Annotated in this window: 22 protein-coding genes and 1 pseudogene; 2 read left to right on the top strand and 21 right to left on the bottom strand. The window is 68.3% G+C overall.

Annotation, left to right across the window (positions count from 1 at the left end):
- Positions 1–158 precede the first annotated feature (158 nt).
- From J7J08_RS12900 to J7J08_RS12810, 19 genes and pseudogenes are all read right to left on the bottom strand, one after another.
- Entirely contained in the window at positions 159–596 is a 438-nt protein-coding gene (locus J7J08_RS12900; RefSeq protein WP_214906204.1) for an excinuclease ATPase subunit, read from the bottom strand.
- Between the two features lie 85 nt (positions 597–681).
- Positions 682–1,962 carry a beta-ketoacyl-ACP synthase gene (locus J7J08_RS12895; protein ID WP_214906202.1) on the bottom strand — a complete coding sequence of 427 codons (1,281 nt, stop codon included), beginning with the start codon at positions 1,960–1,962 and terminating at the stop codon, positions 682–684.
- Entirely contained in the window at positions 1,962–2,693 is a 732-nt protein-coding gene (gene fabG / locus J7J08_RS12890; protein WP_214906199.1) for a 3-oxoacyl-ACP reductase FabG, read from the bottom strand. The genes J7J08_RS12895 and fabG overlap by 1 nt, the downstream gene beginning before the upstream one ends.
- Positions 2,690–3,151 carry a hotdog family protein gene (locus J7J08_RS12885; protein ID WP_251006632.1) on the bottom strand — a complete coding sequence of 154 codons (462 nt, stop codon included), beginning with the start codon at positions 3,149–3,151 and terminating at the stop codon, positions 2,690–2,692. Before J7J08_RS12885 ends, fabG begins: the two co-directional genes overlap by 4 nt.
- The gene (locus J7J08_RS12880; protein WP_214906197.1) at positions 3,148–4,335 is read right to left on the bottom strand and encodes a beta-ketoacyl-[acyl-carrier-protein] synthase family protein; all 1,188 of its coding nucleotides are present in this window, start codon (positions 4,333–4,335) and stop codon (positions 3,148–3,150) included. Before J7J08_RS12880 ends, J7J08_RS12885 begins: the two co-directional genes overlap by 4 nt.
- Complete coding sequence (locus J7J08_RS12875) at positions 4,332–4,883, bottom strand: DUF3261 domain-containing protein (protein ID WP_214906194.1); 552 nt, start codon at positions 4,881–4,883, stop codon at positions 4,332–4,334. Before J7J08_RS12875 ends, J7J08_RS12880 begins: the two co-directional genes overlap by 4 nt.
- The gene (locus tag J7J08_RS12870) at positions 4,871–6,112 is read right to left on the bottom strand and encodes an NAD(P)/FAD-dependent oxidoreductase (RefSeq protein WP_214906191.1); all 1,242 of its coding nucleotides are present in this window, start codon (positions 6,110–6,112) and stop codon (positions 4,871–4,873) included. Before J7J08_RS12870 ends, J7J08_RS12875 begins: the two co-directional genes overlap by 13 nt.
- 44 nt (positions 6,113–6,156) lie before the next feature.
- A pseudogene (locus J7J08_RS12865) lies at positions 6,157–8,512 on the bottom strand (MMPL family transporter).
- Position 8,513: 1 nt separating this feature from the next.
- Positions 8,514–9,140 (bottom strand): outer membrane lipoprotein carrier protein LolA, encoded by a 627-nt coding sequence (locus tag J7J08_RS12860; protein ID WP_214906188.1) that lies wholly within the window; start codon positions 9,138–9,140, stop codon positions 8,514–8,516.
- Positions 9,137–9,559 (bottom strand): acyl-CoA thioesterase, encoded by a 423-nt coding sequence (locus J7J08_RS12855; RefSeq protein WP_214906185.1) that lies wholly within the window; start codon positions 9,557–9,559, stop codon positions 9,137–9,139. Before J7J08_RS12855 ends, J7J08_RS12860 begins: the two co-directional genes overlap by 4 nt.
- Positions 9,546–11,108, bottom strand: a complete 1,563-nt coding sequence (locus tag J7J08_RS12850; RefSeq protein WP_214906182.1) for an aromatic amino acid ammonia-lyase — start codon at positions 11,106–11,108, stop codon at positions 9,546–9,548. The genes J7J08_RS12855 and J7J08_RS12850 overlap by 14 nt, the downstream gene beginning before the upstream one ends.
- Complete coding sequence (locus J7J08_RS12845) at positions 11,098–12,045, bottom strand: acyltransferase (protein ID WP_214906179.1); 948 nt, start codon at positions 12,043–12,045, stop codon at positions 11,098–11,100. Before J7J08_RS12845 ends, J7J08_RS12850 begins: the two co-directional genes overlap by 11 nt.
- Positions 12,042–12,818, bottom strand: coding sequence for a glycosyltransferase family 2 protein (locus J7J08_RS12840; protein WP_214906176.1), 777 nt, complete (start codon positions 12,816–12,818; stop codon positions 12,042–12,044). Before J7J08_RS12840 ends, J7J08_RS12845 begins: the two co-directional genes overlap by 4 nt.
- Positions 12,811–14,499 carry an AMP-binding protein gene (locus J7J08_RS12835; protein ID WP_214906174.1) on the bottom strand — a complete coding sequence of 563 codons (1,689 nt, stop codon included), beginning with the start codon at positions 14,497–14,499 and terminating at the stop codon, positions 12,811–12,813. Before J7J08_RS12835 ends, J7J08_RS12840 begins: the two co-directional genes overlap by 8 nt.
- A complete protein-coding gene (locus J7J08_RS12830) occupies positions 14,492–15,043 on the bottom strand; it encodes a hypothetical protein (protein ID WP_214906171.1) in 552 nt (183 codons plus the stop codon). The genes J7J08_RS12835 and J7J08_RS12830 overlap by 8 nt, the downstream gene beginning before the upstream one ends.
- 22 nt (positions 15,044–15,065) lie before the next feature.
- A complete protein-coding gene (locus J7J08_RS12825; RefSeq protein ID WP_068854458.1) occupies positions 15,066–15,323 on the bottom strand; it encodes an acyl carrier protein in 258 nt (85 codons plus the stop codon).
- 19 nt (positions 15,324–15,342) lie between these two features.
- Positions 15,343–15,603, bottom strand: coding sequence for a phosphopantetheine-binding protein (locus J7J08_RS12820; RefSeq protein ID WP_214906170.1), 261 nt, complete (start codon positions 15,601–15,603; stop codon positions 15,343–15,345).
- Positions 15,590–16,393: a lysophospholipid acyltransferase family protein gene (locus tag J7J08_RS12815; protein WP_214906168.1), complete on the bottom strand. Its 804-nt coding sequence runs from the start codon at positions 16,391–16,393 to the stop codon at positions 15,590–15,592. Before J7J08_RS12815 ends, J7J08_RS12820 begins: the two co-directional genes overlap by 14 nt.
- Positions 16,386–17,120 carry a beta-ketoacyl synthase chain length factor gene (locus tag J7J08_RS12810; RefSeq protein ID WP_214906165.1) on the bottom strand — a complete coding sequence of 245 codons (735 nt, stop codon included), beginning with the start codon at positions 17,118–17,120 and terminating at the stop codon, positions 16,386–16,388. The genes J7J08_RS12815 and J7J08_RS12810 overlap by 8 nt, the downstream gene beginning before the upstream one ends.
- 100 nt (positions 17,121–17,220) lie before the next feature.
- On the opposite strand from J7J08_RS12810, the gene J7J08_RS12805 reads away from it, so the two are divergent.
- Positions 17,221–18,243, top strand: a complete 1,023-nt coding sequence (locus J7J08_RS12805) for a pteridine-dependent deoxygenase (RefSeq protein WP_251006629.1) — start codon at positions 17,221–17,223, stop codon at positions 18,241–18,243.
- Positions 18,244–18,301: 58 nt separating this feature from the next.
- Here the strand turns inward: J7J08_RS12805 and cydB are convergent, their stop codons facing one another.
- Both cydB and J7J08_RS12795 read right to left on the bottom strand, forming a co-directional pair.
- On the bottom strand, positions 18,302–19,315 hold the full coding sequence (cydB, locus tag J7J08_RS12800) for a cytochrome d ubiquinol oxidase subunit II (protein ID WP_214906162.1): 1,014 nt from the start codon (positions 19,313–19,315) through the stop codon (positions 18,302–18,304).
- Position 19,316: 1 nt separating this feature from the next.
- The gene (locus J7J08_RS12795) at positions 19,317–20,714 is read right to left on the bottom strand and encodes a cytochrome ubiquinol oxidase subunit I (protein ID WP_214906159.1); all 1,398 of its coding nucleotides are present in this window, start codon (positions 20,712–20,714) and stop codon (positions 19,317–19,319) included.
- Between the two features lie 174 nt (positions 20,715–20,888).
- Between J7J08_RS12795 and J7J08_RS12790 the strand changes: the two genes are divergently transcribed.
- On the top strand, positions 20,889–23,255 hold the full coding sequence (locus J7J08_RS12790; RefSeq protein ID WP_214906157.1) for a S9 family peptidase: 2,367 nt from the start codon (positions 20,889–20,891) through the stop codon (positions 23,253–23,255).
- Positions 23,256–23,322: the final 67 nt, after the last annotated feature.

Here is a 23,322-nt window from a genome sequence, read left to right as displayed (position 1 = left end):
GATGTCGGTTGGAGGCGCGCGCGGCAGATTCAGGTTCATCAATGTCGCGATGGTGTTCAGGTAAAGCGGCCACCGTTGATGCGTGGTGACCGCTATGTTCACCGGGTAATGCGTGGGCCGGCCAACGGCCGGCGCTACCCGTGAAATAACGCGTTGCGTTATTTCACTTTTGCGTAGGTGCCCTTCAGGGCGACGCCGGCCAGGATGGCGCCTGCGTAGCATTCATAGTTGGTGGTGCTCTTGAACTCGTTCTTCTTGTAGTAGCTGACGATGTCGACCACGGCATTGGCGCCGCGCGACTTGGCGCCATCCTGCAGGGCCTTCAGCGCCGACAGGGCCACCCAGTTGCAGGCCACGCTATCGCTCTTGTTGGCGGCGTTGGTCTTCTTGTTGGTCACGTCTTCGCCAAGGCGCTGCTGGACGTTGACCTTCTGGCCCGCCAGGAAGAAGCGGACGCTGCCGTCGATGCCGGCATCCTTGGCTTCCTGGGAATGGATCAGGTCGTGCAGCGACTGCTCGACACGGGTATCACGGGCGTGGGCGGTGCTGGCCAGGCTGAGCAGGGCGGCTGCGGCAATCAGGGCAAAACTACGCATTCAACTATCTCCTTGTTGGTGAAGCACAGGGTGCACGGGGAAGCGGTTTTTCCGGGGCTGTCGGGTTGGCGCCAAGGGCAGCCGACTAACCGTCGGCTCTACCGCCGGTTGTTGCGCCGGTCGTGTCGTTTGGCCAGCGGCGGAAGATCAACGAGGTATTGATGCCGCCGAAGGCAAAGTTGTTGCTCATCACGTACTCGGGCTGCATCTGGCGGCCTTCGCCGCGGATGAAGTCGAGCGCGCCGCAGCGCGGGTCCACGTCGTGCAGGTTCAAGGTCGGGGCGAACCAGCCTTCGCGCATCATTTCGATGGTCACCCAGGCTTCGAACGCGCCGCAGGCACCCAGCATGTGGCCGACGTAGCTCTTCAGCGAGCTGATCGGCATGCCCGCGCCGAACACCTGCGCTGTAGCCTGGGTTTCGGCGATGTCGCCGTGTTCGGTGGCGGTGCCGTGCGCGTTGACGTAGCCGATCTGGCCCGGTTCCAGCCCGGCGTCTTCCAGCGCCAGGCGCATGGCCCGGGCCATGGTCTCGGCGGTGGGCTGGGTGACGTGCTGGCCGTCGCTGTTGGTGCCATAGCCGACCACTTCGGCCAGGATGGTGGCACCGCGCGCCTGGGCGTGTTCGAGCTCCTCCAGGATCAGGGTGCCGGCGCCCTCGCCCAGCACCAGGCCATCCCGGTTGGCATCAAACGGGCTGGGCGTGGTCTGCGGCGCATCGTTGCGCACGCTGGTGGCGAACAGGGTGTCGAACACGGCGGCGGCGGTGGCGTCGAGCTGTTCGGCGCCGCCGGTGACCATCACCGTCTGCTTGCCGCTGCGGATGGCTTCGTAACCCGAGCCCACGCCCTGGCTGCCCGAGGTGCAGGCACTGGAGGTGGTATAGACGCGACCCGACAAGCCGAAGAACACGCCGATGTTGACCGGCGAGGTGTGGCTCATCATCTTCAGGTAGGTGGTGGCGCTGATGCCTTCGGTGGTGTGCTCGTGGAGCATGCGGCCGAATTCGGCGGTGGCTTCGTGGCTGCCCGAGGACGAGCCATAGGCCACGCCGGCCAGGCCGCTGCGCAGCACCGGGTGGCCCAGCAGGCCGGCCGCTTCCAGCGCCAGTTCGGTGGCGCGCACCGACATCACCGCGACCTTGCCCATGCTGCGGGTGGTCTTGCGGTTGTAGTTGGAGGGCAGGTCGTAGTCTTCGGCCGGCGCCGCCAGCCGCGTGTTGAGGCCATCGAAGACTTCCCAGCCCGGGATGTAGCGCACCGCGTTCTGCCGTGCATGCAGGCGCGCGCGGATGCTCGGCCAGTCGTGCCCCAGCGGGCTGATGGCCGCTGCACCGGTAACCACGACGCGACGATCGGGTCGGCTCATCAGACCATGCCTCCGTTGACCGAAATCACCTGGCGGGTGATGTACCCGGCCGCTTCAGACAGCAGGAATGAGACCGCATGCGCGACCTCGTCCGGTTGGCCCATGCGCCCGGCGGGAATGAGTTTCAGTGCGTGCTCGAGCACTTCCTCGTTGACCATCTCGGTTTCGATCAGGCCCGGCGCCACGCAGTTGACGGTGATCGCGCGGCTGGCCAGCTCCAGCGCCAGCGCCTTGGTGGCGCCGATGATGCCGGCCTTGGCCGCGCTGTAGTTGGTCTGCCCGCGGTTGCCGACCAGCCCCGATACCGACGACAGGGTGACGATGCGGCCGGGCTTGCGCCGCCGCACCATCGGCATCACCAGCGGGTGCAGCACGTTGTAGAAGCTGTCCAGGTTGGTGTGCACCACGGCATCCCAATCCTCGGCCGGCATGGCCGGGAAGGCGCCATCGCGGGCGATGCCGGCATTGCAGACCACACCGTAATAGGCCCCATGCGCCTCGACATCGGCTTCCAGCGCGGTACGCGCGGCATCGCGGTCGGATACGTCGAACATCAACACCCGGGCCTGCCGACCCAGCGCCTGGATGTCGGCGACCACCGCCTGCGCTTCTTCGATACGGCTGCGGCAATGCACCACCACGTCGAAGCCGTCGCGCGCGATCCGCAGCGCCACGGCGCGGCCGATGCCCCGGCTGGCGCCGGTCACCAGCACCGTCTGATTCCCTGTCATGCCTCTCCACTCTCCAGATAAGCCATCGCATCGCGTGGTTCGAACACCGATACGTTGGCAACCGCCAATTCAACATCGCCTGCCAGGATCCGGCAGGCGAACATGCCCAGCCCATTTTCGCCCATCAGCTCGCACTGTGCCTCCACCCGCAGGCAACTGCCCGGCGTGAAGGCCGGCTGGTGCGCGGTATAGCGGCGCGTGCCCAGCAGGAAACCGATCGACGGCTCGCGCCCTTCGGCGCGCGCGCGGCAACCGGCCCAGGCCGCGATGGCCTGCGCCATGTACTCCACGCCCACCCAGGCCGGCACGCCGTCCGGGGTGGAGAACAGGCCGTGGGGGGGGACATCCACTTCCACCACGATGGATTCGGGCTGCCAGTCGACCACCCGGTCGATCAGGCGCAGGCTGTCACGGTGTGGCAGCACGCTTTCGATGTCGGTGGGCAGTTGCATGCTCATCCCCGCGCCAGCGCCAGCACGGCATTGCTGCCGCCGAAGGCGAACGAGTGGCTTAGCACGTGCTGCAGCGGCCGCGCCGCGCGCGTGCCCGGCGCGACCAGGGCCAACGCCGGCAAGGCCTCGTCGGGCTGACCATCCCACCAGTGGGTGGGCAGGCGCTGGTCGGGGTTGTCGGCCAGGGTCATCCAGCACAGCGCCGCTTCGATTGCACCGGACGCGCCCAGGGTGTGCCCGGTCAGCGGCTTGGTCGAGCTGGCCGGCACCTGCGTACCCAGCACGCTGGCCACCGCCAGGCTTTCCATGGCGTCGTTGTGGCCGGTGGCGGTGCCGTGCAGGTTCACGTAGTCGATCTGGCCGGGCGCCAGCCCGGCGCGGTCCAGCGCCTGCTGCATGGCATCGATGGCGCCGCGCGCCTGCGGGTCCGGCGCGGACATGTGGTGCGCGTCGGACGATTCACCCCAGCCGGACAGCCGCACCGGGCCGGGCTCGCGGGTCATCAGGAACAGCGCCGCGCCCTCGCCGATGTTGATGCCGTTGCGGTACCGCGAGAACGGGTTGCAGCGCGCCGCCGACACCGACTCGAGCGCGCTGAAACCGGCCACGGTGAAGCGGCACAGCGAATCGGCGCCGCCGGCCACCACGGCATCGACCACGCCGGCGCGCAGCAGGCGCGCGGCCGACATCAGCGCCTTGGCGCTGGACGAGCATGCAGTGGAGAGGGTCCAGGCCGGGCCCTCGCTGCCGATCCGCTCGCGCACGAAGCGCGCCGAGGTGCCCATCTCCTGCTGCGCATAATGGAAATCGTCCGGCCAACGGCCCTCGTCAGCCTGCAGGCGCAGCGCGCCTTCGGATTCACCGATACCCGAGGTGCTGGTGCCGATGATCACTGCGACCCGTTCGGCGCCGTACCGCGCGATGGCCGCGTCCACTGCCGGGCGGATCTGCAGCAGGGCGGCTTCCAGCAGCGCGTTGTTGCGCCCGCGCAGCGCCACCGGCAGCGCCGACAGGTCCGGCAGCGGCCCGCTCACTTCGCCCAGCGCCAGGGTGCGGCCGGCGATCATGCGGTCGTTGTCGCGCAGGCCACCGGGCTGGTCGGCGAACAGGCCGTCGCGCACCTGCGCGCGCCCGCTGCCCAATGCGCAGACCACGCCCACTTCATTCAGATATACCGCGGTACTGCTCACTGTCGTGCCGGTCCCATGTCCAACGATTCGATCACCAGTTCATAGCCTTCGGCCAGGTTGCGCAGGCGCAGGCGGCCGCCGTCCAGCGGTTCCAGCACCAGCCACGCCTTGCCGCCCTGCTCCAGGCGGCGGCCACCGTCGGCCTCCACCAGGCGCCAGTCTGCCGGCAGCTTCTCCCGGATGGCATCGGCCGGCCACAACGCGAACTGAAGGTCGTCCAGCACGCGCTCGCCGCGCACCTGCGGCGGCAGCCACGGGGCGCGGGTCTGTTCCAGGGTGTGACCGTCCCAGACCATGCGTACGCCGGTCTGGCCCATGGCCTGCACCGCAAGGCGCACCTGCTCGCCATCGGCTTCGAGCAGCGCATCCAGCTCGCGCTCGTGGCTGCCGAAGCGGAACTGCAGGCGTTGCTGCAGCTGCAGCGGTTCGGCCAGCGCCGACGGTGCCAGCTGCAGGGTCGGCAGCTGCACCCGCGGCGCGGGCATGCGGGTACTGGCGCAGGCGGCCAGCAGCACGCTCAGCAGCAGGGTCGGGATCAGCCGCTGCACAGTTCCTCCAGCACCCGCAGGCGACGGCCGCTGTCATCGGCCACATAAGGGTTGTTGGTGTCCCAGGCATAGCCGGCCAGGATCGAGGAGATCATGCGGCGCACGTCGGGCTGCTGCTGGGGGTGGTAGATGATCTGCTGGAAGCCACCGGCGTACCACGCTTCGACGAAACGGCGGAAGGTCTTCACACCGGCGCGCAGCGGAATGGCGAACTCGTGCTCCCAGTCCACCTGCTCACCCGCATGGCGGCGCGCCAGGCACTCGCTGGCCAGCTGCGCGGACTTGAAGGCGATGGTCACGCCGGAGGAGAACACCGGGTCGAGGAACTCGCCGGCATTGCCGAGCAGTGCGTAGCCTTCGCCCCACAGCGAATTGACGTTGGCCGAATAACCGGTGATGGTGCGCACCGGTAGCACCGCCCATTCGGCGTTCTTCAGCAGGCGGGTCAGGTTCGGATCTTCGCCGACGATGGCCTGCAGCTTTTCCAGGTCGGTGCCTGGGTACTTCTCGAAGAAGCTCGGCTCGGCCACCACGCCCAGCGAGCAGCAGCCGTTGGAGAAGGGAATGGTCCAGTACCACACGTCCACGTGTTCGGGATGGGTGGTGATCAGGATCTTGTTGCGGTCGAAGCCGGCATCGGCCGGAATGCGGTCGCGCACGTGGCAGAAGATCGCGCCGCGCACCGGGAAGTTCGACGGCGATTCCAACTTCAGCAGGCGCGGCAGCAGGCGCGCGAAACCGCTGGCATCGAGGATGAAGCCGGCTTCGATGGTGTACTCGCTGCCGTCCGGGCGGCGTACCTGCACGCGCGCCGGGCTGCCCGGCTCGACCGACAGCACTTCATCGCCAAAGCGCAGGGTGGTGCCCATGCGTTCGGCGCCGCGCGCCAGCACTTCATCGAAGTCGGCGCGCTGCACCTGGTAGGTGGTGCCCCAGCCGGGCGAGAACTTGTCGCGGAAGTCGAACTCGGTGGTGCGCTCGCCGCACACGAAGGCCGCGCCGTTCTTGTACTGGAAACCGGCTTCCACCACGTCCTGCAGCAACCCGGCCGCTTCGATGTATTCCATGCTCTGCGGCAGCAGGCTTTCACCAATGGAGAAGCGCGGGAACTGCTGGCGCTCCAGCATCAGCACCTGGCGGCCCTGCCGGCGCAGCATGGCGGCGGCCACGGACCCGGCGGGGCCGGCACCGATCACCAGGATTTCGGTTGTTTCCAGTGCTGCGTTCATCGATGCATCCTTGATCAGAAAAGGTGGGGGTTCGGCGCGGTCGCTCAGTGCGGTGCGTCGTGCGGTGGCGGGCGGAACAGCGGCGAGATCAACCAGACCAGGCCGATGCCGAACAGCAGGGTGAGACCGAACGCGCGCAGCGCCGGCGTGGCCGACAGGCCAAGCAGGCCGAACGACAGCCAGGTACTGGCCGCGCCCACGCAGACCGCCAGCCAGGCGCTGGCATCGCCACGGTGTTCAATCAGGAAGATGCCGTAGTCGATGCCCATGCCCAACAGCAGCATCAGTGCCAGGATGTTGAACAGCTGCAGCGGCTGCCCGAACAGGCCCAGCAGGCCCAGGGTGAGCGCACCGGCGGCCAGGGTCGGGGCGAACACGCGCCAGGCCTGCGCGCGGTAGCGCCAGTACAGCACCGCGAACACCAGCACGACGCCCACCAGCAGCAGAACGCTCATCAGCTTGCGGTAGTGCTTGAGCAGCGCGGAGAAATCGGCGGTGCGGTCGACCCAGCGCACACCATCGATGCCCTTGGCCTGTGCTTCGAGCAGGGTCAGCGCATCGGCACGGGAGAGATCATCCACCATCACCACCGAGGCCATGCCCTTGCCCACTTCGCCCAGCCACAGGTGGCGGAACGGCATGGCGGCGGGCGATGCAAGGAACGCATCGGCGTGCAGGTCCTGCGCGGCATAGTCCGGGCGCTGCAGGGCTTCGCCCACGGCCTCGCCCACGGCGGCCAGCACCTGCGGTTCGACCCGCGCGGTCAGTGCGGCATCGGCGTGCTGGCGCTGCACCGACGGCAACCACTCGCTGATGGCGCGGTAACCGCCGATCTGCCTGTTGGCCGACAGCGCGCGCAGGCGTTCAATCAGCGCTTCCTCGCGTTCCAGCACCTGTTCGGCGGTGTCGCCCTGCACTAGGTAGAACTGCGCCGGGCTGGGCATGCCCAGCATCTGGCTGATGCGGATCTGCTGGTTGATCAGCGACATCGGTGAGGACTGCAGGCTGCGCAGGTTGTCATCGGCGGTCAGGCGCGCCATGCCCAGCCCCGACACCAGCACCACCACGCCCAGGAACAGGCCCACCGGGCGACGCCCGTGCAGGCGCGGCCAACGCTCCAGGGTGGCGCCCAGCCAGCGCGCGAAGCGGGTGCTGCGGATGTCGCCGCCATCCAGCCACGGGAACCAGAAGATCACGGTCAGGAACGCGGCGGCCAGCCCCACCACCGAGAACAACGCCATCTGGCGCAGGCCGGGGAACGGCGCCAGGCCCAGCGCGAGGTACGCCAGCGCACTGGTCACCAGGGCAAGCCACAGGCCAGGCAGCAGGTGCCGCAGCAGTTTCCAGCGGCGGTCGGCCGGTTCGGCCTGTCGCGAGGCGAACCAGTGGATGCCGTAATCCTCGGCCACGCCAACCAGCGAGGCACCGAACACCAGGGTGAGCACGTGCACCTTGCCGAACACCAGCACCGTCACCGCCAGTGCGACGCCGCAGCCGATCAGCAGCGAGGCGGCCACCAGCAGGATCGGGCGCAGCGAGCGGAACGCCAGCCACACCAGCAGCAGCACCGCCGCCAGCGAGCCCCAGCCGATGGTGTTGATTTCCCGATTGGCCTGCACGGCGGCGGCTTCGGCGTGCAGCGGCACACCGGCGCGCAGCACCTCCAGCCCGGGTGCATGCTTTGCCGCAGCAGCGGCGGCGGCATCGAGCAGCGCCTCGATATGGCGTTCGCCATCGAGCTGGAACGCCGAGCCCAGCGTTTCGTACTGGATGACCGACCAGTGCTTGCCATCAGCCTCGAGCAGGCCGTCGTCGCCCATGCGCAGGCCGGAACCAAGCGCACGTTCCTGCCACCACTGCGGCCACAGCGACAGCGGGTCCTGCCGCCATTCGGTCAGGCGCGGTGCGCCCATCGGGCCGTACAACGCGGCCAATGCGGATTCGGCGAGCGCGTCCGCGGATTCGTCCTGCAGGCGCTGGCGCTGCTGGTCGGTCAGCAGGCGGTTCCGGTACGGCGCGTAGAACGCACGCGCCTGGTCGAACCAGCCTTCGATGGAGCCGCTCTNNGGCAGAGCCCCGCTCTACCGCGTTTGGTGGCGGAGTGATGGTGGCGCGGAAAGCGGCTTCGGCGGCCCTGGTCTGGGCCGCATCGGCGCTGCCCAGCAGCACCACGATCTGCCGCGCATTGGCATCGGCGATGCGCCGGGTCACATCCGACAGCAGGCGGTCGTGCGCGTCCTGCGGCAGCAGCGCCAGGATGTCGGTGTCGATCCGCGACGCCTTCGACCACAGGTGCCACTGCTGCACGCCCAGCCCGACCAGCACCAGCAGCCACGCCACCGCCAGCCAGCGCCAGGCGCGCTGCAGCCGGCCGTTCTCGCGCCAAGCCGAATGCAACATCTCATTCAAACCGGCGGCCCTCGTCGACGCTCAGCTGCGCCGGGGTTTCGCTCAGGGCGGCGAAGTGGATGCGGGTGACATCCTGGTTCGCTTCGGTGATCTGCACCTCGCGCACGTAGCGGTCGCCACTCAGTTCGAGCGCACTGAATACCTTGGCCAGCATCGGCGAGCGCGGGGTGAGGTGCATGCGCCAGCCGTTGTCGGGTAAGGCGTCGACCTTCACCGTGAACTGCGTGGACAGCGCCTGCGCGTCGCCGCTCATCAGCGCGAACATGATCGCGTTGACCGAACGCATCGCCGGCTGCTGGCGGCCATCCAGTTCGACCCGACTGCTGCCGTCGCGCTGGCGGCTGAGGATGCGGTCGCGGGTAACCACCACTTCAGAGGGGAACGGCTTGAGCGTGGTCCAGATCACGCCACGGTCCTGGGCCAGCACGAAGCGGCCCTGCGAGCGCAGCGGGTTCTTGAAACCGGCCACCTGCTTGTCCTGGCTGAACTCGCCGCGCAGCACGTTGACCTTGGCCACGCGCTGCTTGACCAGGTCCACGTCGGCGGCCGGTGCGGCCAGCACCGGGCTGGCCACGGCCAGCAGCATCAACACGCCCAGCGTGCGGAGCAAACGAATCATGGTGCCTGCACTCCCAGCCGTTCCCACAGCACCGACGGGCACAGGTACAGCATTTCGTTGGTGGCCGCGTCGACCGCGACCTGGATGGTGTGGGCGCGGGTGAGCACCTGGCCACTGTCGGCGTCCAGGATCTCGTAGGCGATCTTCAACCGGTTTTCCCACTCGGTGATGGTGGCGCGCACGCGCAGCGCCTGGCCGTACAGCAACGGGCGGATGTACTTCACGCGCGCGTCGACCACCGGCCAGAGGTAGCCGGAATCCCGCATCTGCGGGTAGTCGTAGTCGTAGCGCTGCAGCAGCGCGCAGCGGGCGATCTCGAAATACTTGAAGTAGTTGCCGTGCCACACCACGTGCATGGGATCGCAGTCATGGAAAGTCGGCGACAACGCCACGTCGAAGCTGAGGTCAGGGGCGGTCATACAGGCTCCAGCGCTGGCCACGGATATCGTCGAGCAGGCTGCGCAGCTCGCCGTCCAGCGCGCGGTCTTCCTCGACCAGTGCGATGCGCCCGCACAGGTCCTGGTACATGGCGGCCAGGTCACCGTGCAGGGTGGCATTCATGCCGACCCGCTCGCGCAGGGCCACGCCCTGGCGTGCAGCGATCAGCATGCCGGCCACCACCTGTTCGGTGAGCTCGATCACGCGCAGGCAGTCGCGCGCGGCGATGGTTCCCATGCTGACCTTGTCCTGGTTGTGGCATTCGGTGGAACGCGAGAACACCGAGGCCGGCATGGTCTGCTTGAGCGCTTCGGCGGTCCAGGCCGAGACGCTGATCTGCAGCGCCTTCAGGCCATGGTTGATCGCCGCGCGCTCGCCGGTGGAGGCCGACAGGTTGGCCGGCAGGCCGTGGTTGAAGCGTGCATCCACCACCAGCGCCAGCTGGCGGTCGAGCAGGTCGGCCAGGTTGGCGATGGTGGTCTTCAGCGCATCCATGGCGAAGGCGATGTGGCCGCCGTAGAAATGGCCACCGTGCAGGATGCGTTCGCCATCGGCATCGATCAGCGGGTTGTCGTTGGCGCTGTTGAGTTCGGTTTCGATGAACTGGCGCAGGAATGGCAGCGCGTCCTGGACCACGCCGATCACGTGCGGGGCGCAGCGCAGCGAGTAGCGGTCCTGCAGGCGTTGTTCGTTGCGGGGCGGGCGGTCGCTGTGCAGGTCGTCGCGCAGGCGCGCGGCGATCTGCATCTGGCCCGGATGTGGCTTGGCGGCGAACAGCATTTCATCGAAGTGGTGCGCGTTGCCGTCGCTGGCCAGCACGTTGAACGCGGTCAGGCGGGTGGCGAGCTTTGTCAGGTAATCGGCGCGGTCGTAGGCCAGGCAGGCCAGCGCGGTCATCACCGCGGTGCCGTTCATGATGGCCAGGCCTTCCTTGGGCCGCAGCCGCAGCGGCGCCATGCCGATCTCGGCCAGCACCTCGGCAGCCGGGCGGCGCGCGCCCTGGTACATCACCTCACGCTCGCCACACAGCACCGCGGCCACGTAGGACAGCGGGGTCAGGTCCCCACTGGCGCCAACCGAGCCTTCGGCTGGAATCAGCGGCAGCACGTCGTGGCGCAGCAGCGTGGCCAGGCCCTGCAGCAGCGGATGGCTCACCCCCGACATGCCGCGCACCAGCGAGGCCAGCCGTGCGGTGATCACCGCGCGGGTTTCCTGTTCGTCCAGGAAGCGGCCCAGGCCACAGCCATGATAGGTGAACAGATGGTGCGGCAACTCGGCCACCAGCGCCGGCGGAATGTTCACCGTGCACGAATCGCCGTAGCCGGTGGTCACGCCGTAGATCACCCCGTCCTCGCGCAACAGGCGGTCGAGGAAATCGGCGCCGCGCTGGATGCGCGCGGTGAACGCCGGGTCGTCGCTGACGACGGCTTCGGCCTTGCCCTGCGACAGTGCGACCACGTCTTCGATGGTCAGCGGCGCATCGCCAAAGCGGAGAGTCCGGGCCGGGGTGGAGACTGCATTACGTGCCATGAGATGCCTGATCCCAGAAGGGGAAGAAGTTGAACCAGTCCAAGGGGGCTTCGGTGACCTGGCGTTCCAGCCACCGGGCGAAATGTTCGGCCTGCGCGGTCAGCGCGGCATCGCGCGAGCCACGCGGCAGGGTGATGCGGTCGCTGAAGTGCTCGAAGCGAACGCGGTAACCGCTGGCTTCATGCAGGCAGGCCATGGTGTACACCGGGCATGCCAGTGCCGACGCGAGTACGTAGGCGCCGATCGGGAACTGCGCGGTGTGGCCGAGGAACGGTGCCGGCACGGTGCGCCCACCCCGAAGCGGCACGCGGTCGCCGACGATGGCCACGAAGCCGCCGGCTTCGACGCGGCGCTGCAGCTCCACGGCGGTGGCCGGGCCCATGTCGGTGACCTGCATCAGCTCGACCGAGGCCAGCGGATCCAGCCGCTGCATGAGCCGGTTGAAGCGCTGCGCATGCGCGGTGTGCACCAGCACGGTGATGTGGAAGCCAGGCACCTGCTCGGCCAGCACCTGGCACAGCTCCAGGCAGCCGATGTGCGCGGTAAGGATCAGCCCGCCTTCACGGCGCGCGATTTTTTCCAGCATCAGGTCGCGCTGCAAGTGGATGCGCTCGGGAGGATAGCGCCCCCCCAGGCCAAGCAGCTTGTCCAGCAGCGTATCGGCGAACAGCGCGAAGTGCTTCAGGCTGGTCCAGCGCCCGGGCGTAAAGCCCAGCACCCCCGTATGCGCCTGCAGCCGCTGCAGGTACTGCAGCGAGGCGCGGCGCGCCACGCGATTGCCCAGCCAGTGGCACAGCACCACCGGATACACGCACAGGCGGAACGGCCAGCGCCCGAACCAGCGGTGCACCCAGCACAGGAACAGCACCCCGGCGGCCGAGGTGGTTTCACCCAGGTCGGCCCAGTGCGGGGCGTTGGCCGGTGCCGGCGCGCTCATGCCGCAGCCGCTCCGCTGGCACGGCGCCACAGCAGGCGCGGTGCGCGCCGGAGCATGCCGAAGAACAGCCGGGTATGCATGCGGCTGATGCGTACGTTGTCGCGCCACACATCGAAGTGCGACACGCCATCGCTGGGATAGGTGACCTGGGTGGGCACGCTGATCACCGCCACGTCGCGCCAGAACAGCCGTACCAGGATTTCGCTGTCGAAATCCATGCGCCGGCCGATGGTTTCCTCGCCCACCAGCCGGGTGACGGGGGCGAGCGGATACAGCCGGAAGCCGCACATCGAATCGCGGATCTGCAGCGACAGCGTGTTGATCCAGACCCAGATGTGGGTGGCGTAGCGGCCGTACAGGCGCGCCTTGGGCACGCTGTCGTCATAGGCCGGAATGCCGCAGATCACCGCCGTCGGGTGCTGCGTGGCCAAGGCCACGAAGCGCGGAATGTCGGCAGGATCGTGCTGGCCGTCGGCATCGATCTGCAGCACGTGGGAGTAGCCGCGCCGGTCCGCCTCGGCGAAGCCGGCCAGCATCGCGCCGCCCTTGCCCTGGTTCACCGCCAGGCGCAGCAGCGTGACCTGTGCCGGGTGCGCCTGTACCAGCGCCTGCAGTACCTGCGCGCAGCCCGGGTGCGACCCGTCATCCACCAGCAGGCACGGCAGCCCGCTGGCGCGCACGCCCTGCACCACCGCGCCGATGGCGTGTTCGTGGTCGTAGACCGGAATCACCACCAGCGTGGAAGACGCCGTTACGGACGGCGACTCATGCATCGCCGAACACCACCCGGCCACTGGCATGCACGCCGTGGTCGGATACATAGCGGAAGCTCAGCACCGATTTGAGCGCATCCCAGCCCAGCGTCAACTGCAGCCGGTCGCCCGGCCGTGCCACGTGCTGGAATTTCAGGGCGTCCATCCGCTCGAAGCGTGGCGGCATGGCGAAGGCTTCGCGCGCGTAGTGGATCGCCCAGTCCAGCTGGACCACGCCGGGCAGGATCTTTGCCTGCGGGAAATGGCCGTCGAAGACGATCAGCGCCGGGTCCAGCGGCAGCAGCAGCAGCGCTGCGTCGGCATCGCGCTGCTGCCACTGCGCCGCCGGCAGCAGCGGCCGGAACAGCGCTTCCAGCGAAGCAGCGGTGATCTTGCCCTGTGCGTTGTACGGCAGCTCATCAATGAACCGCCAACGCCGCGGGCGGGTTACCGCGTCATGGCTGTGGGCCAGGTGCGCGCCCAGCCGCTGCGCGTGCTGTCGGCGCTGCGCATCGCTCCACTGCGCCACGCCCCCCCCGTGTGGGACCACCACGGCGGCAAGCTGCTCGCGCGCGCCCGGCAACACCAGCACGCGCACGTCCTGCACCTGCGGGTGTGCGCGCAGCTGCTGTTCCAGCGCGTCGAGCGAGACCCGGCGTTCTTCGATCTTGACGATGCGGTCGGCCCGCCCGAGCAGGCGGAAGCTGCGCCCGGCATCGGCCTCCACGCGGTCCTGGGTCTGCCACCAGGCGTCGTCGGCCAGATGCGGCGAGGACACCGCCAGGCAGCCGTCCTCGATCCGCCAGGACACGCCCGGCAATGGATGCCACTGCGGTTGTTCGGCGCTCCAGCGGCGCCAGGCGATGCCGCCGGTTTCGCTGCTGCCGAACACCTCGGTGGGCGCCACGCCAAGCAGCGCGCGCGCCTGCAGCGCGGCCTCGCTGGGCAGCGGGCCGCCGGAGGAAAACACCGCGCGCAGCCGACCGTTGAGCGACGACCAGTCCAGCTGTTCGGGCAGGCGCTTGAGGTGCGCCGGGGTGGCGACCAGCACCGACGGCTGCTGCGCCAGCGCGCTGACCAGGTCTTCATGGAAGAAACGGCGCGGCTGGATCGCGCGGCCCGACGCCAGCGGCCACAGCACGCGGAACAGCAGGCCATAGATGTGCTGGTGCGAGACGGTGCCGTGCACCTGCGCGCCATCAAGCTGTTCACCGAAGGCGGCCTGCAGTGCATCGACCTCGCGGCTCAGCTGGCGCATGCGCTTGCTGATCGCGCTCGGGGCGCCGGTGCTGCCGGAGGTGAACACCACCAGCTCCAGCACGTCTTCGTCCAGCGTTGCCAGCTCGCCCTGCGGGTCGGCCGCGTCAAGCGGTTGCAGCGGCGCGTAATGCGCCGGCACGTTACCGGCGAAGCCGGCGACGCACGGGCCCAGCCCCTCCAGGGTGGCCGGCAGGTTGTCGCCGCCCAGGAACACCCGCTTGCCGGCATGCCAGGCGCCAAACAGCGCGGCGGCAAAGTCCAGGGTGTCGTCGAAATACAGCGCCCAGTCGCGGCCAGGCGCGGCGGCGAACGCCAGCTGCCAGCGCAGGACCAGGGTGCGGAACTGCGGATGCGGCAGCGCACGGCCATCGGCGTCGAAACCGACGATGCGTTCGGGTTGGGGCAGCTGCACCAACCGGTCCAGCGCGATCCACTCATCCATGCGCATGCGCCGCCTTCACCCGCCGCCGCACCAGCCATTCACCGCCAAACAGGACACCCATCATCACGTACGCCAACAATCCGTTGTAGAGCGCCCAGACCTGGTTGGAGGCCCAGAACGCCGTGAGCAGGGCCAGGCCCCCGTTGAGAACGAAGAAACCGCACCACACCTGGGTGACGCGGCGGGTATAGACCACGGCGAACGGCGGCAGGTCCGGCTCGGTCAACCGCGCCAGCCGTTCCACCGCGCTGGGCGGGAAGCGCAGGCTGGTGGCGAAGATCACCAGCATCACCGCATTCACCAGCGCCGGGTACAGCTTCAACGGCAGGGCCTGGTTGAACGCGGTGGCCAGCAACGCCAGCAGCCCGGCGCCGATCGCTGCGGCCCACCACACCGGCTGGCGGGTGGTCAGCGCGCGCAGCGCGGCCAGGGCGAACAGCAGCAACGCCATCCAGCGCGGCTCGAAGCGGCCCAGCGAGAGGTACACCACCAGCGGGTAGGCCAGCGACAGCACTGCAAACGCCGCGACGCGTACCCGGACCATGGTCGATCTTCAGCGGCGGCCGTCAGGCGGCCGCTTGCCCGGGCAGCAGCCCATGCACCACGTCGACGATGTCCTGCACGGTGCGGACCGCCTTGAAGGCTTCCGGCTGCAGGTTGCGGCCGAGCAACGGCTTGAGCTGCACGATCAGGTCCACGGCATCGATGCTGTCGATGTCCAGGTCGTCGTACAGGCGGGCCTGGGGCGTGATGCGCACCGGTTCGATCTCAAAGCTGTCCTTGAGGATCTTGACGATGCGATCGAAAAGTTCGTTCTTGGTCATGGCAAATCCTGGCACGCCGTTACGACGGCTGACGTGCGGCGACAAACTCGCTCAGTGCACGGACGCTGGAAAAATGGCGGCGGGTTTCTTCCGAATCGGCGGACAGGCTGACACCGTACTTTTTCTGCAGGGCCAAACCAAGTTCAAGCGCGTCGATCGAATCCAGGCCCAGCCCCTCCACGAACAGGGGTGCTGCGGCGTCGATGTCGTCCGGAGTGATGTCTTCCAATGAAAGCGATGAAATGATCAATTCCTTGATCTCGTGCTCAAGTGCCTGCACGGCTTGGTTCTCCAGCGAAGTCAAAGTAGTGGGCAAGGTGATCGGTCACGCGCCGGGCCGCCAAGGCATCCCCCCTGGGCGTGTCGTCGGCCCCCGCCAGGAAGGGGGCGATCGGGAGATCTTCCCCGACTTCCAGCTGAACGTGAAAACGCCGTGATGGCACACGATACCATTTCTGGCCCTTGGTCAGGGTAGGCGGGGTGCAGGTGATCCTGACCGGCGTCATGTCCAGCTGGCCACGGACGGCAATATTGGCGGCCCCGCGCTGCAGCCGCAGCGGCTGGCCCGGCACGGTCCGGGTTCCCTCGGGGAAGATCACCAGGTTGCCCCCGGCGTGGACGGCGGCGATGCAGTCGTCGATCAGCCCGGCCCCGTCGCTATTGGTCACGTAACCGGCCGCGCGGACCGGTCCGCGCATGAACGGGTTGCGGGCGACAGCGTGTTTGACCACGCAGTCGGCATTGGGCAGCTGGGCGATCAGCAGCACCACATCGATCAGCGTGGGATGGTTGGCCAGGATCAGCAGACCGTTGCGCTGCAAGCGTTCCGCGCCCCGGATCTCATAGGTCATGACCCCCAGCCAGCGCATCAGGGCGACGTGGCTGGCGAAACTGAATTGGACCAGCCGGCGCGCCAGGGTGCGCCGCCGGGCTGTATGCCGGACCAGCAAGAGCAACGGAAACAGCAGCCCACCCAGCAGCAGCCCGCCGATCCCGAAGGCGGCAAAGCTCAGACCGGTACCGACCACGCGCCAGGCGTGGTCAAGGCGGGCATGCCAGCGCTCAGCCATGGCGCTGCCAGGACCACTGCTGGCCGTCGGCCTGGAACTGCAGGGCCGGTTCCCCGGACAGCAGGAAGCGCAGCGCCTCCAGGCTGTGCGGCAGCGCGCCGGCCGGGCTGTCCTGCCCGCCCCGGCCCCAGCCCAGCGACAGCCGGGTACCCGGCGCATCGCCGCGGGCGAGCCGCCAGCACCACGCGAAGAAGGGGTCGGGCTCGTCGGCGAACCCGGCGTAGACCGCCGGCAGCGGCGATTCATAGGCGATCACACGCACTTCCGGGGCGCCATCGGCGAGCAGGCCGAAGGCCTCCACGCAGGCGGCCTCCACCGTGCCACGGCCGCCGGCCAGGGCCAGGTAGTTGCCGCGCTGGCCGCGCGCGATCGAGTACAGCGCGGCCACCGCGTTGTGCACCGACAGGCCGAAGCCCGTGGGCGACATCGCGGCGTCCTGGCGCAGGGTGTCCAGCAGTTCCATCGACCGGGCCACGTCGCCATGCCGGGAGGCGAACACCAGCGGCACCTGGCCGGCGTCGTCAGGTTGCTCGCACCAGCAGGCAGCCTGGATCGCCATACGGCCCAGGCGCTCGATGCGCCGGCGCTGCATGGCGGGCACTTCCGGCAACGCGGGCGTGTCGGCGCCGTCAGGCAAGGTTGGTGCCCGTGCCCACGCCTGCCAATCCGATTTCGTGGTCAGTCCCGGTGCCCAGGCCGACCAATCCACAACAGAGAACTCGATCATACGCGCCTGTCTTCGACATCGTCCGGCGTGTTTGGGCACGCCGCGAAAGGAGCGCACGCTATCATGACACCTTCGGCACTGGCAGCTTTCACAATCTGAAATGAGTAGCACGATCCACAGCGTAGCGGCCGCGCAGGTCCTTTCTCCCTCGGCAGACCCCGCGCTGTTCCGTGCGTTTTATGCCCCCGCTGCTGAACGCGACGCCGCCCTGGCCGACCCACGCACCCTGGCGGTGTTCGGGTTCTCGGCCACTGCCGCGCCGTGCGACGACCCGCGCTGGCTGCAGGTGCCGCTGTCCGAACAGGGCCCGGCGCAGATCGAGATCTGGCAGGGCGCCGCCCCGGTACAGCACGGTGCGCGCGAGGGCGTGCACTGGTCGGCCAATGACACGCTGCTGTTCGGCGCGATCGAAATTGACGAGGTCGAGGGCGATATCGAATCCGCTGCGGCAGATGCCTACGCTCGAATGAGTGGTTTTCTGACCAACTGCGGCTTCCCACACCTGTTGCGCACCTGGAATTACCTGGACGCGGTGACCGAAGGCGACGGCGACCAGGAACGCTACCGGCGATTCTGCGTGGGCCGGGTACGCGGCCTGCGCGAGCTGGACGAAGCCGCGCTGCCGGCGGCGACCTGCATCGGGCGTTTCGATGGGGTGCGCCGGCTGCAGGTGTATTGGTTGTCCGCGCGCGAAGCGGGGCTGCCGCTGGAAAACCCGCGCCAGGTCAGCGCCTTCCGCTACCCGCGCCAGTACGGCCCGCAGTCGCCGAGTTTCTCGCGCGCGTTGTTGCCGCCGCTGGCCACCGGGCTGCCGCTGCTGCAGTCGGGCACGGCCGCCATCGTCGGCCATGTCTCGCAGCACACCGGTTCGGTGCAGGAACAGCTGGAAGAGACCTTGACCAACCTGCAGAGCCTGGTGGACGCCGCGCGCCTGCAACGGCCGGCGTTGCCGGCCCGGTTGGGCGCCGGATCACTCTTGAAGGTGTATGTGCGCCGGGCCGGGGACATGCCGGCCATTGCCGCGCGGATGGCGCAGCTGCCGGGCTCACCGGCGTTCGTGGTGCTGCACGCCGAGGTGTGCCGGGCGGAGTTGCTGGTGGAGATCGAAGGCCTGCACGGGTAACGAAAAAGCTGCCGGGCAGAGCCCGGCACTACGCGTGGAGCGGGGCTCTGCCCCGCTGCTAATGGTATCCAACGTCCGCGCGGACCTTGCCGCGGAACACCCGGTACGACCATGCGGTGTAACCCAGGATCACCGGCAGCAGGACCACCAGCCCGACCAGGCTGAAGCCCATCGACGAGGCCGGCGCCGCCGCCTGCCACAAGGTCATGCTGGGCGGCAGCAGGTACGGCCACATGCCCAGCACCAGCCCGATGAAGCCGAGCACGAACAGCGCCAGCGTGAGCAGGAACGGCGGCAGGTCGCGGCGCGGGTGCATGACGCTGCGCCACAAGGCGACCGCCACGCCCAGGGTGAGCAGTGGCACCGGCGACAGCCACCAGAAGTTGCCGTCGCTGAACCAGCGCGCCATCAGGCGCGAATCCAGGAACGGCAGCCAGGCACTGACCAGCCCCATGAACACGATCACCGCGACCACCAGCGGCCGGGTCAGCGCGCGCGCCATGGCCTGTTCGCGGCCTTCGGTCTTCAGGATCAGCCAGGTGCTGCCGAGCAGCGCATAGCCGAACACCACCGCCGCCCCGGTCAGCATCGAGAACGGGCTGAACCAGCCGAACGGCCCGCCCACGTACTGCCCATCCACCACGTGCAGGCCCTGCACCAACGCCCCCAGGATCACGCCCTGGGCAAACGCGGCGAGCAGCGAGCCCAGCCCGAAGGCCACGCTCCACAGCCGCCGCGAGCGGTGCGCCTTGAAGCGGAACTCGAACGCCACCCCACGGAACACCAGCGCCACCACCAGCAGCAGCACCGGCAGGTACAGCGACGACAGCAGCGCGGCATAGGCTTTGGGGAAAGCGGCCATCAGCCCTGCCCCGCCCAGCACCAGCCAGGTTTCGTTGCCATCCCAGATCGGAGCCGCGGTATTCATCATCACATCGAGCTGGTCTTCATCCTCGGCCATCGGCGCCAGGATGCCGATGCCCAGCACGAAGCCATCCAGCACCACGTACATCAGCACGCCAAAGCCGATCACCGCGAACCACGCAACCGGCAGCCAGGTCGTCATCTCCATGTCAGCGCTCCTCCAGCGGTTCGTCGGCAGCGGACAGCGGCCGCGCCGGGGTGTGGCTGCCGTCTTCAATCGGCGGCGGGTGGTCGTGTGGCTTGGGCCCGGTGCGGATGATCTTGACCAGGTACCAGATACCCCAGCCGAACACGAACGCGTAGCCGACGACGTACACGCCCAACGACAGCGCGGTCATCCATGCGCTCTGCGGGCCCACCGCATCGGCGGTGCGCAGCACGCCGTACACCACCCACGGCTGGCGGCCCATTTCGGTGACGAACCAGCCCGAGACCAGCGCGATGAAGCCGCTGGGCAACATCCAGTTCCAGCCGCGCACCAGCCAGCGCGATGCCAGCAACCGGCCGCGCCACCACTGGAACGCCGAGGCCCAGGCCAGCAGCAGCATCAGCGTGCCCAGTCCAACCATGATGCGGAACGCGAAGAAAACCGGCACCACCGGCGGCCGCTCGCTGGCCGGCACCGAGGTGAGCGGATCGAACGTCCCGTCCAGCGAGTGGGTGAGGATCAGGCTGCCCAGGCGCGGAATGGCGATCTCGAAATCGTTGCGCTCTGCCTTTTCGTTGGGCACGGCGAACACCACCAGCGGCACCCCTTCGCCCTCGCCTTCGGCGTGCCAGTGCGCTTCCACCGCGGCGATCTTCATCGGCTGGTGCTTGAGCGTGTTCAGGCCATGCATGTCGCCCACGAAGATCTGTACAGGCACCGTGAGCGCGGCGAAGGCCACCGCCGCCAGCAGCATGGTGCGCCCGGCCTCCACGTGGGTGCCCTTGCGCAGGTACCACGCCCCAACCCCGCCGATCACGAAACAGGTGGTGATGAACGAGCCCAGCGCCATGTGCGCCAGCCGGTACGGGAAGGAGGGGTTGAACACCACCTGCCACCAGTCCTGCGGCACCACGATGCCATCGATGATGGCGTGCCCGGCCGGGGTCTGCAGCCAGCTGTTGGACGACAGGATCCAGAACGTGGACACCAGCGTGCCCAGCGCCACCATGCAGGTGGAGAAGAAATGCAGGCGCGGCGAGACCTTGCCCCAGCCGAACATCATCACGCCCAGGAAGCTGGCTTCCAGGAAGAAGGCGGTAAGCACCTCATAGGTCAGCAGCGGCCCGATCACGCTGCCGGCCACCTGGCTCAGGCGCGGCCAGTTGGTGCCGAACTGGAAGGCCATGACGATGCCGCTGACCACGCCCATGCCGAAGGACACGGCGAAGATTTTCTGCCAGAAGAAGTACAGCTCGCGCCAGATCGGCTTTTTCGTCCGCAGCCATTGGCCCTCGACAAAGGCCAGCCAGCTGGCGGTGCCGATGGTGAAGGCCGGGAACAGCACATGGAAACTGATGACGAACCCGAACTGGATCCGCGACAACAACAACGCGTCCAAGTGACGCCTCCGCACATTCTGGAATCCGCACCAGTCTGGGCCGGTATCCGTGAAAGGCACATGCGACCGGGTGACGCGCTGCATCAATCGGTCGCACCCCATTACCTGTGGCCCCCTCCCGGAACCCGCACGGCTGCTACGCTTGCCGGGTTTTCCTTCACGGTGCTGCCCACAATGCCCAGAATGCTGCCCTTGTCCCTGCTGCTGCTCGCCGCCCTTGGCGGCACGGCCCACGCGGCACCGACGCCGATCACCATCGAACAGGCCATGGCCGACCCGGATTGGATCGGTCCGCCGGTCGAAAGCGCCTGGTGGTCGTGGAACAGCCAGCAGGTGGAGTACCAGCTCAAGCGCACCGGCAGCCCGGTCCGCGATACCTTCCGCCAGCCGGTCAGCGGCGGCACCGCCAGCCAGGTCGCCGATGACCAGCGCGGCAGCCTGGACGTGGAGGCCCCGGTATACGACAGCGCCCGCCAGCGCAGCGTGTTCGTGCGCAACGGTGACGTGTTCCTGCGCGACCTGCGCAGTGGCGCGCTGACCCAGCTCACCCGCAGCTCCGAGAAGGCCAGCGCGGTCAACTTCGCCCGCGACGGCGGGGTGATCTGGCGCACCGGCCAGAACTGGTTCCACTGGACTGCCGCTGCCGGCGCGCAGCAGGTGGCCAGCCTGAAGGCCGAAAAGAACCCGGACGATGCGCCCAAGGCCGACGTGCTGCGCGACCAGCAGCTGCGCACCCTGGCCACGCTGCGCAATGACCGCGCCCAGCGCGATGCGCTGAAGGAACAGGAAGCCAGCTGGCGCCGCGCCGACAACACCCGCGCGCCGGGCCCGGTGTACCTGGGCGCCGAGGTGGAGATCGTCGACAGCGCACTGTCGCCCGACGGCCGCAGCCTGATCGTGGTGACCAAGCCGAAGGGCTTCGATGAAGGCCGCGGCGGCAAGATGCCCAAGTACGTGACCGAATCGGGCTACGAGGAGTTCGAGGACACGCGTACCCGGGTCGGCCGCAACGACCCGGAACCGAACGCGCTGTGGCTGGTCGACGCCGTCACCGGCACGGTCAAGCCGCTGTCGCTGGACAGCCTGCCGGGCATCGGCAGCGACCCGCTGGCCGCGCTGCGCAAGGCCGCCGGCAAGGACGCGCTGAAGGGCAGCCGCCCGGTGCAGGTACTCGGTGGCCCCGGCGCGCCGGGCGTCCGCTGGAGCGCTGACGGCCAGCAGGCCGCGATCCTGCTGCGCGCCAACGACAACAAGGACCGCTGGATCGCCAGCGTGAGCCCGGCCGAAGCCAAGCTGCAGACCCGTCACCGCCTCACCGACGCGGCCTGGATCAACTGGAGCTTCAACGACTTTGGCTGGTCCAACGACAACCGCACGCTGTGGCTGCTGTCCGAAGAATCCGGCTACTCGCATCTGTACACCCAGCAGGGCACGGCCAAGCCGCAGGCGCTGACCGGCGGCAAGTGGGAAACCTCGATGCCGGTGCCCAGCGCCGACGGCCGCGGCTTCTATGTGCTGTGCAACCAGCAGGCGCCCGGCGACTACGAAGTGTGTTCGGTCGACACCGCCTCGAAGCAGGTACGTGAGCTGACCTCGCTCAATGGCGTGGAAGACTTCTCGCTGTCGCCGGACGGCCAGCAACTGCTGGTGCGCTACTCCGGTGCCTACCTGCCGGCGCAGCTGGCGGTGGTGCCCAGCGCCGGTGGCCAGGCCAAGCTGCTGACCGATACCCGCAGCGCCGCCTTCAAGGCCCGCGAATGGATCCAGCCCAAGCTGGTGCAGGTGCCGTCCAGGCACGGCGCGGGCGTGGTCTGGGCCAAGTACTACGCACCGGAGAAGATGGAGCCGGGCAGGAAGTACCCGATCGCCATGTTCGTACACGGCGCCGGCTACCTGCAGAACGTACACCAGCGCTACCCGGCCTATTTCCGCGAGCAGATGTTCCACAACCTGCTGGTCCAGCAGGGCTACATCGTGCTGGACATGGATTACCGCGGCAGCGAAGGCTACGGCCGCGACTGGCGCACCGCGATCTACCGCAACATGGGCCACCCGGAACTGGAAGACTACAAGGACGGCCTGGAGTGGCTGGTGGCCACCCAGCAGGGCGACCGCGACCACGCCGGCATCTACGGCGGCTCCTACGGCGGTTTCATGACCTTCATGGCGCTGTTCCGTTCGCCGGGCACGTTCAAGGCCGGCGCCGCGCTGCGCCCGGTGACGGATTGGCACCAGTACAACCACGGCTACACCGCCAACATCCTCAACACGCCGGACATCGACCCGGAGGCATACCGCATCTCCTCGCCGATCGAGTACGCCGAAGGCCTGCAGGACCACCTGCTGATCGCGCACGGGATGATGGACGACAACGTGTTCTTCCAGGACTCGGTCAACCTCACCCAGAAGCTGATCGAGCTGCACAAGGACAACTGGAGCATCGCGCCCTACCCGCTGGAGCGCCACGGCTACGTGCGCGCCGATTCCTGGCTGGACCAGTACAAGCGCATCCTCAAGCTGTTCGAGGAAAACCTGAAGTGAGCCACGGCGCGGCGACGATACGGATCGTCGCCGCGGTCATCTGCGATGCCGACCGCGTGATCACCTC

The organism is Stenotrophomonas sp. ISL-67, assembly GCF_018612915.1.
Lineage (GTDB): Bacteria > Pseudomonadota > Gammaproteobacteria > Xanthomonadales > Xanthomonadaceae > Stenotrophomonas.
The sequence above is the reverse complement of the archived record's forward strand: the minus strand, read 5'-3'. Positions and strand labels throughout refer to the sequence as shown.

Coding starts and splice junctions, on each gene's coding strand:
- J7J08_RS12900 (WP_214906204.1), bottom strand. CDS start 596: ATGCGTAGTTTTGCCCTGATTGCCGCAGCCGCCCTGCTCAGCCTGGCC.
- J7J08_RS12895 (WP_214906202.1), bottom strand. CDS start 1,962: ATGAGCCGACCCGATCGTCGCGTCGTGGTTACCGGTGCAGCGGCCATC.
- fabG (WP_214906199.1), bottom strand. CDS start 2,693: ATGACAGGGAATCAGACGGTGCTGGTGACCGGCGCCAGCCGGGGCATC.
- J7J08_RS12885 (WP_251006632.1), bottom strand. CDS start 3,151: ATGAGCATGCAACTGCCCACCGACATCGAAAGCGTGCTGCCACACCGT.
- J7J08_RS12870 (WP_214906191.1), bottom strand. CDS start 6,112: ATGAACGCAGCACTGGAAACAACCGAAATCCTGGTGATCGGTGCCGGC.
- J7J08_RS12860 (WP_214906188.1), bottom strand. CDS start 9,140: ATGATTCGTTTGCTCCGCACGCTGGGCGTGTTGATGCTGCTGGCCGTG.
- J7J08_RS12855 (WP_214906185.1), bottom strand. CDS start 9,559: ATGACCGCCCCTGACCTCAGCTTCGACGTGGCGTTGTCGCCGACTTTC.
- J7J08_RS12850 (WP_214906182.1), bottom strand. CDS start 11,108: ATGGCACGTAATGCAGTCTCCACCCCGGCCCGGACTCTCCGCTTTGGC.
- J7J08_RS12845 (WP_214906179.1), bottom strand. CDS start 12,045: ATGAGCGCGCCGGCACCGGCCAACGCCCCGCACTGGGCCGACCTGGGT.
- J7J08_RS12840 (WP_214906176.1), bottom strand. CDS start 12,818: ATGCATGAGTCGCCGTCCGTAACGGCGTCTTCCACGCTGGTGGTGATT.
- J7J08_RS12835 (WP_214906174.1), bottom strand. CDS start 14,499: ATGGATGAGTGGATCGCGCTGGACCGGTTGGTGCAGCTGCCCCAACCC.
- J7J08_RS12830 (WP_214906171.1), bottom strand. CDS start 15,043: ATGGTCCGGGTACGCGTCGCGGCGTTTGCAGTGCTGTCGCTGGCCTAC.
- J7J08_RS12825 (WP_068854458.1), bottom strand. CDS start 15,323: ATGACCAAGAACGAACTTTTCGATCGCATCGTCAAGATCCTCAAGGAC.
- J7J08_RS12815 (WP_214906168.1), bottom strand. CDS start 16,393: ATGGCTGAGCGCTGGCATGCCCGCCTTGACCACGCCTGGCGCGTGGTC.
- J7J08_RS12810 (WP_214906165.1), bottom strand. CDS start 17,120: ATGATCGAGTTCTCTGTTGTGGATTGGTCGGCCTGGGCACCGGGACTG.
- J7J08_RS12805 (WP_251006629.1), top strand. CDS start 17,221: ATGAGTAGCACGATCCACAGCGTAGCGGCCGCGCAGGTCCTTTCTCCC.
- cydB (WP_214906162.1), bottom strand. CDS start 19,315: ATGGAGATGACGACCTGGCTGCCGGTTGCGTGGTTCGCGGTGATCGGC.
- J7J08_RS12790 (WP_214906157.1), top strand. CDS start 20,889: ATGCCCAGAATGCTGCCCTTGTCCCTGCTGCTGCTCGCCGCCCTTGGC.